Source organism: Kosakonia sp., assembly GCF_032052965.1.
In the GTDB taxonomy this organism is placed as follows: domain Bacteria; phylum Pseudomonadota; class Gammaproteobacteria; order Enterobacterales; family Enterobacteriaceae; genus Kosakonia.
In genome coordinates this window covers 154,563-167,506 of the sequence record NZ_DAMBVN010000009.1, presented here as the reverse complement: position 1 = coordinate 167,506, position 12,944 = coordinate 154,563, and the positions used below count along the sequence as shown (strand labels likewise).

General features: G+C 54.2%; 9 protein-coding genes and 1 riboswitch. Of the genes, 4 read left to right on the top strand and 5 right to left on the bottom strand.

Annotated elements, in window-relative coordinates:
- Nucleotides 1-322: 322 nt before the first annotated feature.
- The 4 genes from RTX30_RS13295 to rtcR all read right to left on the bottom strand — a co-directional run bounded on the left by RTX30_RS13295 (nt 323) and on the right by rtcR (nt 5,431).
- On the bottom strand, nt 323-1,627 hold the full coding sequence (locus RTX30_RS13295; protein ID WP_409429818.1) for a methyl-accepting chemotaxis protein: 1,305 nt from the start codon (nt 1,625-1,627) through the stop codon (nt 323-325).
- Between the two features lie 214 nt (nt 1,628-1,841).
- Complete coding sequence (locus tag RTX30_RS13290; RefSeq protein ID WP_312690476.1) at nt 1,842-2,621, bottom strand: BPL-N domain-containing protein; 780 nt, start codon at nt 2,619-2,621, stop codon at nt 1,842-1,844.
- 156 nt (nt 2,622-2,777) lie between these two features.
- On the bottom strand, nt 2,778-3,719 hold the full coding sequence (gene panS / locus RTX30_RS13285) for a ketopantoate/pantoate/pantothenate transporter PanS (RefSeq protein WP_312690474.1): 942 nt from the start codon (nt 3,717-3,719) through the stop codon (nt 2,778-2,780).
- A gap of 122 nt (nt 3,720-3,841) precedes the next feature.
- Complete coding sequence (gene rtcR, locus RTX30_RS13280) at nt 3,842-5,431, bottom strand: RNA repair transcriptional activator RtcR (RefSeq protein ID WP_312690520.1); 1,590 nt, start codon at nt 5,429-5,431, stop codon at nt 3,842-3,844.
- Nucleotides 5,432-5,902: 471 nt separating this feature from the next.
- On the opposite strand from rtcR, the gene RTX30_RS13275 reads away from it, so the two are divergent.
- Genes RTX30_RS13275 through RTX30_RS13265 form a run of 3 tightly spaced genes read left to right on the top strand, consistent with a single transcriptional unit; the run spans nt 5,903 to nt 9,052 of the window.
- Nucleotides 5,903-7,045, top strand: a complete 1,143-nt coding sequence (locus RTX30_RS13275; RefSeq protein WP_312690472.1) for a slipin family protein — start codon at nt 5,903-5,905, stop codon at nt 7,043-7,045.
- On the top strand, nt 7,035-8,261 hold the full coding sequence (locus RTX30_RS13270) for an RtcB family protein (RefSeq protein ID WP_312690518.1): 1,227 nt from the start codon (nt 7,035-7,037) through the stop codon (nt 8,259-8,261). Before RTX30_RS13275 ends, RTX30_RS13270 begins: the two co-directional genes overlap by 11 nt.
- Nucleotides 8,262-8,266: 5 nt before the next feature.
- The gene (locus tag RTX30_RS13265) at nt 8,267-9,052 is read left to right on the top strand and encodes a nucleotidyltransferase domain-containing protein (protein ID WP_312690470.1); all 786 of its coding nucleotides are present in this window, start codon (nt 8,267-8,269) and stop codon (nt 9,050-9,052) included.
- A 79-nt stretch (nt 9,053-9,131) separates the two neighbouring features.
- Here RTX30_RS13265 and lysC read toward each other — a convergent pair whose 3' ends face one another.
- On the bottom strand, nt 9,132-10,481 hold the full coding sequence (gene lysC / locus RTX30_RS13260) for a lysine-sensitive aspartokinase 3 (RefSeq protein WP_312690469.1): 1,350 nt from the start codon (nt 10,479-10,481) through the stop codon (nt 9,132-9,134).
- Between the two features lie 92 nt (nt 10,482-10,573).
- Nucleotides 10,574-10,769: riboswitch (Lysine riboswitch) on the bottom strand.
- Between the two features lie 424 nt (nt 10,770-11,193).
- Here lysC and pgi point away from each other — a divergent pair.
- A complete protein-coding gene (gene pgi, locus RTX30_RS13255; protein ID WP_312690468.1) occupies nt 11,194-12,843 on the top strand; it encodes a glucose-6-phosphate isomerase in 1,650 nt (549 codons plus the stop codon).
- The last annotated feature ends 101 nt before the right edge of the window (nt 12,844-12,944 follow it).

Sequence of the window (12,944 nt, the reverse complement as noted above, 5' to 3'; positions counted from 1 at the left end):
AGAGTCCATTTCTGGCACCTTGCAACGCTGGCAGAAGCGTGACTTTAGAGGACCTGACAGGAAAGCCCCCGCCTTTCTGACTCAGGAAAAATAAGGGATCGGGTGAACGCTGTACGCAGCCCTCATCGAAAGGTGGTTGCCAGGCAATTATTCAAAAAAGTTTTTTGTCAGTGGTCGAGGACATGTTGTTGTTGATCTGGCGACTACCTCATTCGGTTATCTGCAAAAAGCTGGCATTTCCCCGCTGCGCATCAATCGGGATGAGAAGGGCTGAAGCGGGGTGCAGCGGCACATAATTCCGGTTGTCGGAGCCGGTTTGTCGTTAACCGGCTTTCACAGACTGGGCGACATCATTCACCGCACTCACAACGCCTTCTGCATTTTCCTGAATGCTGGCGATTACTTCACCCGCTTCACGCATGAGAGCAGCGCCTTCAGTGGTGTTCATCAGGCTGTTTTCAATGCCATTAAGCACCTCTTTAGCCAGCTGATTGTTGCTCGCCACAACCCGCTCAATTTCTTCGGTCGCGCTACTGACGCTCGCGGCGAGCGTACGCACTTCTGCCGCAACAACAGCAAAACTTCTTCCGTAGGTACCCGCCCTTGCCGCTTCAATCGCGGCATTCAGGGCAATCAGTCTTGTCTGCATGGCAAAGCTTCGGATGGTTTCAACCATACCGTCAATACTGTCAGACTGATCATTAAGCCGTGATACATCGGTCGACACGGCCCCCATCCCCTGCGCGATCCTGTCAATCATCCGGATGCTGTTTTCGATAACACTGGCACCTGCCTGCGCGCTTCCACGGGTCTGCACGGCCATATCCCATGCATGCACTGCCGCTTCCTGCTCTCTCTGATTACGCAGAACCTGTGCCGTTACATCTGTCGCAAACTTCACGATTTTGTAAAGCTGCCCGTCGCTATTAAAGACCGGGTTATAGGTTGCACGGAGCCACAGAGGCTCTCCCCGACGGTTAAGGCGTGGAAACTCGCCGGAAAAAAACTCGCCCTGATTCAGCTTTTCCCAAAACTGCCGGTATTCGTCACTTTTATAAAGTGTTTCTGAACAGAACAGCCGGTGATGTTTACCGACAACGTCTTCCCGTTTATACCCCGTGGTCTTCAGGAAGTTTTCATTTGCCTCGAGCACGACCCCTTCCGGGTTAAAGGCGATGATCGCCATCGAGCGGCCAATAGCATTGACGATGGCTTCCTGCTCAAGCGCGACATGTACGCGTTCTGAAATATCGGCCGCTATTTTAATGACCCTTGTCACCCGGCCACGTCGATCGGTCACGGGGATATAACTGGCTTCAAGCCATACAGGACGATTTCCCCTGGCAAGCCGCAGATACTTGCCGCTAAAGCTTTCTCCCCTGGCGAGACGCTGCCAGAACTGGCTGTAGTCCGGGGAGTTAACCAGCGAAGGCGGGCAAAATATCCGATGGTGATGACCGATGATTTCATCAGCACGGTATCCCATAGTGGAAAGAAAAAGTGGGCTGGCCTTATGTATTATCCCCTCCGGGCTGAATTCAATGACAGGCTTGTTCTTGCACAGCGCGTTATAGGAAGCGGACGAACGCAGGCGGCTCAGAGAAAAAATGTGTTTAAGGGAGGGCATACGCATCAGTTTTACCGGAAAAAGTTAGACTGATCCGGTTATCGGCAGTCTTGCCGCCAGCGTTATGTATTGCTGCGATAGCTGCAGATTATTATTTTGTGCAAAATTGGCCTGACGCCTTAGCGACGGGCAGTTATTCAGAATAAGTACACGCGTTTGCTCAATATGAACCCGCTTGTCGAATCCCTGGTATTCAAGCCGTCGGTGCGCGAGGTTACTCTTTCGCGATGGCTAAATAATTCAGCAGGCGTGTCATTTTACTTTGTGCGGGGATGTAGCCGGGTTTACTGGCATCAATCCAGCTCTCATCCGCTTCAGGATGAGGCCCGGTAAGCACAACGTTCCCTTTTCCATAGGCATAGGCCGCCATTGCAACGTCTCCATTGTTGTAATAAGCGATGGGGGTATAGCCAGGGCTCCCAGTGCTGTTACTCAGAAAGGGGCCATCCTGATAGTAAAAAGATTCTTTCTTACCATCCCATTTTACCGACAGCGTGTAATCCCCTTCGTTGTGGGCATCGGCACCTGGTCTGCCAACCTCTGAGTCAAGGGGGGCATTAATAAGCCCTATCCAGTCTCTGTCAGCCAGGTACGCACCCATACACAGCCCAAGGTACCCTTTACCAGAACGCACAAAATCACGGATAGCTTCAGCGCCGTCATCACCTATCGCATCGTAAGCTGCAGGGATGTCCTGCCCGCCTCCGGGCTGAATATACAAATCAAAATTTTTCAGGTTGTGGCGGTTCAACTTGAGCTTTTCGTTCTCGCCTATGTAGCTAATGGACAGTTTTAAACCTGTTTTAGCGAGTGATTTGACCACCATTTCTGAGCAGCCCTCACAACCGGCTTCTCCTCTGTAAACCGCTATATTCACAGGTTTACTGTCTGCAGCGTGTGTTGTCGGCGTATATCCTGCAACGGTGACAATCAGCACAGAAGTCAGCATAAAAATATTCAGGCGGCGTCTGTAAGGCGTGGCTTCAGATTTCATTGCGTAGTCCCAAAATTTTTAAAAAGACAATATGACTGTCTACAGGAAAGGCAAAAACTGCAAATGAAAGCGCTCTCTCATTGGGAGGGAGCCAGAGGATAAACGACGATGACGGTGCCGGATAACGCACGGTTATCCGGCATTAACCCACGTGAATTAACGCGCTTTTACTGCTTCAACGTTGCGCTGATCGACCGGTTTACCAGACCAGTAACCCGCCAGCAGCGAGCCGGAAAGATTGTGCCAGACGGAGAATAGCGCGCCAGGCAGCGCAGCAAGCGGAGAGAAGTAGATCTTACCCAGTGCGGCAGCCAGACCTGAATTTTGCATGCCTACTTCAATCGCCAGCGTACGGCAGGTGGATTCATCGAAGCCAAACAGCCGCCCGCCCCAGTAACCCCCGAGCAGCCCAATGCTGTTATGCAGGATCACGGCGGCGATCACCACCAGGCCAACCGACGTAATATACGCTGCAGAGCCCGCTACCACGGCACTGATAATGGCAAGAATACAGACCATCGAAAAGGCGGGCAGCCACGGTTCAACGGCTTTCACCAGGCGAGGGAACAGGTGGTGCACAATCAGCCCCAGGCCAATGGGGATCACCACGATCTGTAAAATACTTAATAGCATGCCCATCACATCGACCTGAACATGCGCATCCACGTACAGGCGTGTCAGCAGCGGTGTCGCCACCACGCCAACCAGCGTCGACACAGAGGAGATGGTCACCGACAACGCAACATCCCCTTTTGCCAGAAAAATCATTACATTGGACGCCGTGCCACTGGCAACGCTGCCAACAAGCACCATCCCGGCGGAGAGGTCGGGCGGCATTTTGAAAATCAGCGCCAGCAGCCATGCGGCCAACGGCATCACCAAATAGTGCAAGAAAATCCCCGCAGCTACCGGTGCCGGGCGGGATAAGACCCGTTTAAAATCATCGATTTTCAGATGCACACCCATGCCGAACATAATCAGCATCAGCAGCGTCGTGACCCACGGGCCAATAGCAACAAAGGTGGGTGGGAAAAAGTAAGCGAGAACGGAGAGCAGCAGTGCCCATAACGGGAACAGCCGCGTGAGAGTTGCGAGCATGGGGATATTCCTTGCGATCGTTGTGTTGTGTTTTGTTATAAACAGGCCGGGATCGAGCCCGACCATAGTTATTGTTTATCGTGCTAAGGAATATTATTCAAACAAATTATGATGAAGATGTTTTATGTTGCGCTGTGCAGGCTCTCCCAGCTCAGGCCAAAGCGGGCAAGGTATTTACGCAGGCGATCGGCATCGTTCGGGTTGGCTTTTTTCTGCCGGGAAACGGCAAACAGTTCACGTCCGGCTTCCGACAACGTCTGGCATCGACGGCACACTTCTATCACCGTTTCTAACTGGCGTTGATCGAACAGATCGAGCGTGCTGAAATCCAGCGCAGACGATCCCGATACCGGTACGCCGCGCCAGTGATGCTCCAGCCGCTGAATCTCCTCGTCAACCAGCGCATCCGTAATGCGCCCCTGCTCAGCCAGCGTGGCCATGCGTGCAATGGAGGTGCTGAGCTCACGGAAGTTGCCGCGCCAGGCGGCATGCGGTGAACACGCAAAACTCAAATAGCGCTCGCGCGCGCCTTTATCAAAACGGATTTGTGTTTGTTGCTCAGCGGAGAAGCGTTGCAGTTCGTACTCAATATTGGGGGCGATATCTTCCCGGCGCTCAGCCAGCCCCGGTAGCGCGAAAGTCCACATATTAATACGGGCAAAGAGATCTTCGCGGAAGCGACCTTCCTCGACCCACTGTTGCATATTGCGGTGCGTCCCGGCGATCAGTTGAAAGTCGCTGTGGACCTCTTTATCAGAACCGAATGGGAAAAAAGTCTTTTCTTCAACGGCTTTCAGCAGCATAGCCTGTTCATCCAGCCCCAGTTCGGCAATCTCATCCAGAAACAGTACGCCGCCATCGGCTTCGCGCAGCAAACCGGTACGCGCCTGCTGCGCGCCGGTAAATGCTCCCTTCACATGGCCAAACAGCGTTGACATGGCGTTATCGCCGCGCAGCGTGGCGCAGTTCACCGCGACCAGTCGCCCTTGCACGAGGTGCCGGGACTGGCGCAACTGGAAGATACGTTTGGCGAGAAACGACTTTCCGGCGCCGGTTGGCCCGGTCAGCAGGATCGGCGCAGTCGATCGCAGTGCGACGCGCTCGATTTGATCGATCAGCCGGTTAAAGGTGGCGTTGCGGGTATCAATGCCGGATTTCAGAAACGACACCGACTGCTGCTGTTCACGCTGAAAACGGCTGGTCAGCGTCGCGTAGCGGCTCAAATCCAGGTCGATGACCGAACAGACACCGGCAGCAATGGCCTCGTCAGACGCACCTTTTGCCGCCGGGCCGGTTTGTAACAGGCTGGCGGGAAGGTAGCGCGCTTCGGTCAGCAGGAACCAGCAGATCTGCGCGACGTGCGTCCCGGTGGTGATATGCACCAGGTACTCTTCATTCTCGGTGTCGAAAGGGTAGTGGGTCGCAAAATCGAGGAATGCGGCATACACCTCCTCGAAATCCCACGGATTTTTAATCATCACTGCATGCTTACGCACTTGAGTCTGCGGGGAGAGTTGTGTGATGTCATCCGCGGTCTGCTGGGCCAGCCCTTCATCGCGTGGTTGGTGCAGCAACTCCAGCCGGTCCACCGGCAAGTCCGGTTGTTGACACAGGCCGACTGTGGGTCGCCATTTGCGAAAACGATTCTGTCTTTTACCGCGCTTATCCAGCACGGTACCGAGAACACCAATCACTACCCGACGTTTCATGATTATCCCAAAAGATAAAAAGCGATAATAAAGGATAAAAAAGAATGTCTTCCGCTGCAATGAAGTTAATCAGTTAGAAAAATAAAAATATTAATATTCAATTAATTAAGAAAAATAACGCACCATTTTTTTATTTTGGCACACTTCTGGCAATAACTATCCTGTCAGCACACTGGTTAGCAGGGAGTTGTTTACCCGCCGGCGCACCGGGAACGGCGAGTGTCGTTTTCCGCAGGGGCGTTCCGTCAGTGGAAAGACCTATGCGAGAAGTCGGTTTTCTCTCGGGTTCGAATCCCGAATCGCAACCAATTATCTATGCAGATAACCATGATGCAGTACCCGGTAGCCCGTTGTTCAGGGCTACCCCCGACGACCGCCGGTAACGGCGCCGGGCCGCAGGCAAAACAGTGTTTCCCCTGTGGTTTCGCCCCTGCATCCGCGGTCGTTAAGGCAAAACAATTTAAGGAAAGCGTTATGACCAATAAAATCACAATACGTAAAGGTCAGTTAGGTTTACTGGCAAAAGAGGGCGACTACTACGCGGTGCTGGAAGCCGGAGAACACCGCCTGCCGTGGTTCAATAAACCCCAGGTGCTGGTGGTCAATATTGACGGCAGCGAAGTAGCCGAAGGGCTGGCGGAGTATTTGCGCCGCTTTCAGCCGGAATGGGTAGACCGTTTTTGCCTGGTTGCGGATATGCAGGATGATGAAGCGGGCGCGCTGTATCTGAACGGCGCACTGCAGGAGATTTTGCCGCCGTCGACGCGCCGTCTGTACTGGAAAGCGGATGATACCCTGAAGTTGGTGCGCATGAGCACCCGTGATGTGAGCGTGCCCGCAGAGATCCTCAATGCAGTGTTACAACCAAAACGTGGCGCGACGGTAAAAGGGCGCGACGCAATTCTGGCGGTGCAGGTGCCGGCCTGGCATGCCGGGGTGCTGAAAGTTGATGGCGTCACGCAGGCGCTGTTACCGGCTGGGTTAAGCGGTTACTGGAAAGTGAACCATCTGGTTGAGGCCGAAGTGGTGGATCTGCGTTTGCAGGTACTTGAAGTGAGCGGTCAGGAGATCCTGACGAAAGACAAAGTCACGTTGCGTCTGAACCTGGCGGCGAACTGGCGTTATACCGACGTGCTGAGCGCATTTGCGCAATTGAGTAAACCACTGGATCACCTCTACCGCGAGTTGCAATTTGCGCTGCGTGAAGCGGTGGGTACCCGCACGCTGGATGAACTGTTGGAAGACAAGCAGATTATTGATGATGTGGTCAGCCTGCAGGTAGCGAACCGCATGGCGGCGTTTGGCATTGAAGTGGCATCGCTGGGGGTGAAAGACATCATTCTGCCTGGTGAGATGAAAGCCATTTTGTCTCGCCTGGTCGAAGCAGAAAAAACGGCGCAGGCCAACGTGATCCGCCGTCGGGAGGAGACCGCCGCCACTCGTTCCTTGCTGAACACGGCGAAAGTAATGGAAAGCAACCCGGTCGCCCTGCGACTGAAAGAGATGGAAACCCTGGAGCGTGTGGCGGAACGCATCGATAAGATCTCGGTCTTCGGTGGTCTGGACCAGGTATTGCATGGCCTTGTGAATATTAAAGGAAATCATGATGCAGCATAACGATTATCAACTGCTGGCGCAGGCCAATACCGCGCCAGTAAAAATGTGGACGCACGGCGTACCGGTGGAGCCGGAGGCGCGCGACCAGTTGCTGAATACAGCCAAAATGCCATTTATCTTCAAACATCTGGCGGTAATGCCGGATGTCCATCTCGGGAAAGGCTCGACCATTGGCAGCGTGATCCCGACCAAAGGGGCGATTATCCCGGCGGCGGTTGGCGTGGATATTGGCTGTGGAATGATTGCCGTACGCACGTCGCTGCTGGCAAACGATCTGCCGGATAACCTGAGCGGGTTGCGTAGCGCCATTGAGCAGGCGGTGCCGCACGGGCGTTCAGTTAACCGATCGAAACGTGATAAAGGGGCGTGGGAAACACCGCCAGAGGAAGTGGATAACCACTGGGCGCAACTGGCGCCGCGCTTTAAGCGATTGACGGATAAATATCCCGGATTGGTAAAAACCAATAACTACCAGCACCTGGGAACATTGGGTACCGGTAACCACTTCATTGAAGTGTGCCTGGATGAGCAACAGCGGGTATGGGTGATGTTGCACAGCGGTTCGCGTGGCGTGGGGAATGCCATTGGCAATGTGTTTATCACGCTGGCCCAGCAGGATATGCAGCAGCATATCGCCAACCTGCCGGACCGAAACCTGGCCTACTTCCAGGAAGGGAGTCAGCATTACGACGACTACCTGGAGGCGGTGGAATGGGCGCAAGATTTTGCCCGTCATAACCGCGAAGTGATGATGTCGCGCGTGCTTGCTGCGCTGTCGCGCATTGTCAGCAAACCGTTTATGACGCAGCAGGAAGCCGTCAATTGCCATCATAACTATGTGCAAAAAGAGACGCACTTTGGTGAAGAGATCCTGGTGACGCGTAAAGGGGCGGTTTCCGCTCAGAAAGGCCAGATGGGTATTATTCCTGGTTCGATGGGCGCAAAGAGTTTTATCGTGCGCGGTCTGGGAAATGAAGAGAGCTTCTGTTCGTGCAGCCACGGCGCAGGTCGAACAATGAGCCGTACGGCAGCAAAGAAACGCTTTACCGTAGAAGACCAGATCCGTGCAACGGCGCATGTGGAATGCCGCAAAGATAGCGATGTGATCGATGAGATCCCCATGGCTTATAAAGATATTGATGCCGTGATGACGGCGCAAGCCTCGCTGGTGGAAGTGGTGCATACCCTGCGCCAGGTGGTGTGTGTAAAAGGATAAAAGGTATGGCGTTTCACAGTGTTGATGCCGCAATGCGCGAGCGTGTGCGGCAGGTTTTACACGAGGTTGAGCAGAAATATGGCGTGAAAGTGCTGTATGCCTGCGAATCCGGCAGTCGCGGGTGGGGCTTTGCCTCCCCGGACAGCGACTACGATGTGCGTTTTTTATATGTGCATCAACCGCAGTGGTACCTGCGCGTTGAACCACAACGTGATGTGATAGAGCTGCCCATAGACGCTGAACTGGACGTGTGCGGCTGGGAGTGGCGAAAAGCGCTGGGGTTGCTGAAGGGGGCCAACCCGACCCTGATAGAGTGGCTGGATTCGCCGGTTGTTTACCTGCAGGATGACGCCACGCTGGCCGCGCTGCGTGCTCAGGTGCCGCACTGGTTCTCCCCGGTGAGAGCACGCTGGCATTACTATTCGATGGCAAAGAAAAACTTTCGCGACTATTTGCAGGATGAGCAGGTACGGCTCAAGAAATACTTCTACGTGCTGCGCCCGTTGTTGGCCGTGCGATGGATAGAAGCCGGAAAAGGCATGCCGCCGATGCGTTTTGCCACTTTGCTGGACGGCAGCGATTTGGGCATGCCATTACGCGCGGAAATCGACGACCTGTTAGCGATAAAACAGCGGGCAGGAGAGGCGCAATATGGCGCGCGTCGGCCACTGTTGCATGCCTTTATCCAGCATGAGCTGGCGCGAGGCGAAGAGCCGGAAACACTGCCGGAAAGCCGTAGCGGTAAGGTAAGCGAACTCGATCGGTTGCTGTATCAGACGGTAATGGCATGACGTAAGGTATGGCGTGTTGAGCTTATCTGGCCTGCAGTCTGCGCAGGCCAGATAAAGCAAAACCATTATCCGGCAAGGCTTACTCGAACAGATTATGGTGCAACTTCTGCACCACCTGCTCGGCTTCTGCCCCCGGCACAAGGAAGCACAGGTTATGGCTGGAGGCACCGTAGCAGATCATGCGGATATTAAACGGATCCAGCACCCCAAAGACCTCTTTACCCACGCCGCAGGCTTTCGACAAATCGTTGCCGATCAGCGCAACCAGCGCCAGGTTCTCTTCCACTTCCACGCGGCACAATGAGGACAGCTCGGTTAGCAGCGCCTGCGTCAGCAAAGTATCACCCGTTGAGGTGGATCCGGTGGTATCCAGCGTCAGTGCGACGCTGACTTCGGACGTGGTGATAAGGTCAACGGAGATATTGTGCCGCGCCAGAATCCCGAACACCTCTGCCAGGAAACCACGGGAGTGCAACATATTGAGGCTGTGTAGCGTCAGCAGCGTCTGTTTGCGGCGCAACGCCAGGGCACGGAACAGCGGTGGATTGGTCGTTTTATTGCAGACCAGTGTGCCGCCCGCTTTAGGATCTTTACTGGAGCCAACAAACACCGGAATGTCGCTGCGAACAGCTGGCAACAATGTGGCAGGATGCAGCACTTTCGCGCCAAAGGTCGCCATCTCTGCTGCTTCTTCAAAGGCGATTTCATCAATGCGTTTTGCCGCTGGCACCACGCGAGGATCGGTGGTGTAGATGCCAGGCACGTCCGTCCAGATATCCACGCGCGTGGCGTGCAGCGCTTCACCCAGCAGGGCGGCGGTGTAGTCGCTACCGCCGCGGCCCAGCGTGGTGGTGCGCCCTTTGGCCTCGCTACCAATAAACCCTTGTGTCACGACCAGGCTGTCGCTAAGGCGTGGAGCCAGTTGCGCAGAGGCCAGTTCCGCCAGTGCGGCAACATCCGGCTCGGCACGGCCGAAACGATCGCTGGTGCGCATCACTTTGCGCACGTCAAACCACTGTGCCTGCACGTTACGTTCGCGCAGCACTTCAACAAACAGCAGGGTCGACATCAACTCCCCGTGGCTAACCAGTTCGTCGGTCAACGCGGTAGAGGTTGCCAGAGAGGCGGCTTCGGCGAGTGTGGTGATATTTTCCAGCAGGCGTTCGATCTCTTCACGGATCACATCCGGGTTCGAGAGCTGTTCGAGGATATCAAACTGAATTTTGCGAATGGCGTCGAGCTTGACGAAACGCTCGCTGGCTTCCAGGCCTTCTGCCAGAGCGACCAGCAGATTCGTCACGCCAGCGGAAGCAGAAAGCACCACCAGGCGTACCTGTGAATCGGACAGGACCACGTCCGCACTGCGGTTCATGGCATCGTAATTGGCAACGCTGGTGCCGCCGAATTTGGCGACAACTAAATTAGACATAACAACCTCGTGTCAGGGGATCCACTATTTCAGCCATGGCACAAGGGAAGAGCGAAAAACGGGGTGGGCGCAGATATCAAAGCAACTACGTTTTCCCCAGAAGTGCTCCACCTTGCGAAACGCCCGACTGGGAACGTTTCTGGTGACAACCCAGAGGATTCAGCCTCTGTAGCCGATAACAAGCGCTGCCAGGCGTGTTGTTATCTCGGCGTTGCTCCCCCTCAGGTGTCGTCTTTAGTCTGGCACTTCGAACACCGTGTACCTGGGCAACGCGCCTCTTCTGGCTATTACCTTCGCCTTTCGCGCCGCAGCGGTGTTGGCTGCCTTCGCTTACCCCAGTCACTTACCGATGTAAGTTCCTGGAGATGCGCTCAGTTGCCGCCTTGCTGCTGACGAAATGCGCGAAATACGCTGGTAATAAGTACCTTTGCCTTTTACGGCTCGGTAATACAACTCAATTTACGCCGCGTACGCGCGGAGTGTGCCGTTATAAATAAAGCGTCAGCGGGTACGCTGTCAACGACGGGATTATGCGGATTTTTCATGGTGCTTTGGGGATCAGTAAAATGCCTTATGTTGTGTGCAAATGTCCCGCTTATTGCGGGCGTTTTGCGCATTGCGCACCGGGTGCGAAACAAAAACCATCACAATTTTCCCTGGCAGGCGCTACAATCGACCGCAGTCACAATTCTCAAATCAGAAGAGTATTGCTATGAAAAACATCAATCCAACGCAGACCTCTGCCTGGCAGGCATTACAGAAACATTACGCTGACATGAAGGACGTTACGATCGCTGATCTTTTCGCGAAAGATAATGATCGCTTCACGAAGTTTTCCGCAACGTTCGACGATTTAATGCTGGTGGATTTTTCCAAAAACCGCATTACCGAAGAGACGCTGAACGCCTTACTGGCGCTGGCAAAAGAGACAGAACTGGCTGGCGCCATCAAGTCCATGTTCTCTGGTGAGAAAATCAACCGCACGGAAGATCGCGCGGTGCTGCACGTTGCGCTGCGTAACCGTAGCAATACCCCGATTGTGGTTGATGGCAAAGACGTTATGCCAGAAGTGAACGCGGTGCTGGAGAAGATGAAATCCTTCTCTGAAGCGATCATCTCCGGTGCGTGGAAAGGTTACACCGGCAAGCCGATCACCGACGTGGTGAACATCGGTATCGGCGGTTCTGACCTTGGCCCGTTTATGGTGACCGAAGCGCTGCGTCCGTACAAAAACCATCTGAATATGCACTTTGTTTCTAACGTCGACGGCACCCATATCGCCGAAGTGCTGAAAAAAGTGAACCCGGAAACCACCCTGTTCCTGGTGGCTTCTAAGACGTTCACCACGCAGGAAACCATGACCAACGCCCACAGTGCGCGTGACTGGTTCCTGAAAACCGCGGGTGATAATAAACATGTGGCGAAACACTTTGCGGCGCTCTCTACCAACGCGAAAGCGGTGGGCGAGTTTGGTATCGACACTGCAAACATGTTCGAATTTTGGGACTGGGTTGGCGGTCGTTACTCTTTGTGGTCCGCTATTGGTCTGTCGATCATTCTCTCTGTGGGCTATGACAACTTCGTGGAGCTGCTCTCCGGTGCGCACGCGATGGACAAGCACTTCTCCACCACCCCGCTTGAGAAAAACCTGCCGGTACTGCTGGCGCTGATTGGTATCTGGTACAACAACTTCTTTGGTGCCGAAACCGAAGCTATCCTGCCGTATGACCAGTATATGCACCGCTTTGCAGCTTACTTCCAGCAGGGCAACATGGAGTCCAACGGCAAGTACGTTGACCGTAATGGCAACGCGGTGGATTACCAGACTGGTCCTATTATCTGGGGTGAACCGGGCACCAATGGTCAGCACGCGTTCTATCAGTTGATCCATCAGGGGACCAAAATGGTGCCGTGCGATTTTATCGCCCCGGCAAAAACCCATAACGCGCTTTCCGATCATCATCAGAAGCTGCTGTCTAACTTCTTTGCTCAGACCGAAGCGCTGGCGTTCGGTAAATCCCGCGACGTGGTAGAGCAGGAGTATCGCGATCAGGGTAAAGATCCGGCTCAGCTGAATCACGTCGTGCCGTTCAAAGTCTTTGAAGGCAACCGCCCGACCAACTCTATCCTGTTGCGCGAAATCACCCCGTTTAGCCTCGGTGCGTTGATTGCGCTGTATGAGCACAAAATCTTCACTCAGGGCGCAATCCTCAACATCTTCACCTTTGATCAGTGGGGGGTTGAACTGGGTAAACAGCTGGCGAACCGCATTCTGCCGGAGTTGGGCGATACCAGCGCCGTTTCCAGCCACGACAGTTCAACCAATGGCCTGATTAACCGCTACAAGTCCTGGCGCGGTTAATCGGTAAAGCGTCGCTCCGGCGGCGCTTTTTTTGCCGTATATTAAACGCCGCCAGAAATATTGGCGGCGTTGTCTTTGACATATATAAGCAAAGCCAATAT

Excerpts from the sequence above, each read along its gene's own strand:
- RTX30_RS13295 (WP_409429818.1), bottom strand. The coding sequence starts at position 1,627 with ATGCCCTCCCTTAAACACATTTTTTCTCTGAGCCGCCTGCGTTCGTCC.
- RTX30_RS13290 (WP_312690476.1), bottom strand. The coding sequence starts at position 2,621 with ATGAAATCTGAAGCCACGCCTTACAGACGCCGCCTGAATATTTTTATG.
- panS (WP_312690474.1), bottom strand. The coding sequence starts at position 3,719 with ATGCTCGCAACTCTCACGCGGCTGTTCCCGTTATGGGCACTGCTGCTC.
- RTX30_RS13275 (WP_312690472.1), top strand. The coding sequence starts at position 5,903 with ATGACCAATAAAATCACAATACGTAAAGGTCAGTTAGGTTTACTGGCA.
- RTX30_RS13270 (WP_312690518.1), top strand. The coding sequence starts at position 7,035 with ATGCAGCATAACGATTATCAACTGCTGGCGCAGGCCAATACCGCGCCA.
- RTX30_RS13265 (WP_312690470.1), top strand. The coding sequence starts at position 8,267 with ATGGCGTTTCACAGTGTTGATGCCGCAATGCGCGAGCGTGTGCGGCAG.
- lysC (WP_312690469.1), bottom strand. The coding sequence starts at position 10,481 with ATGTCTAATTTAGTTGTCGCCAAATTCGGCGGCACCAGCGTTGCCAAT.
- pgi (WP_312690468.1), top strand. The coding sequence starts at position 11,194 with ATGAAAAACATCAATCCAACGCAGACCTCTGCCTGGCAGGCATTACAG.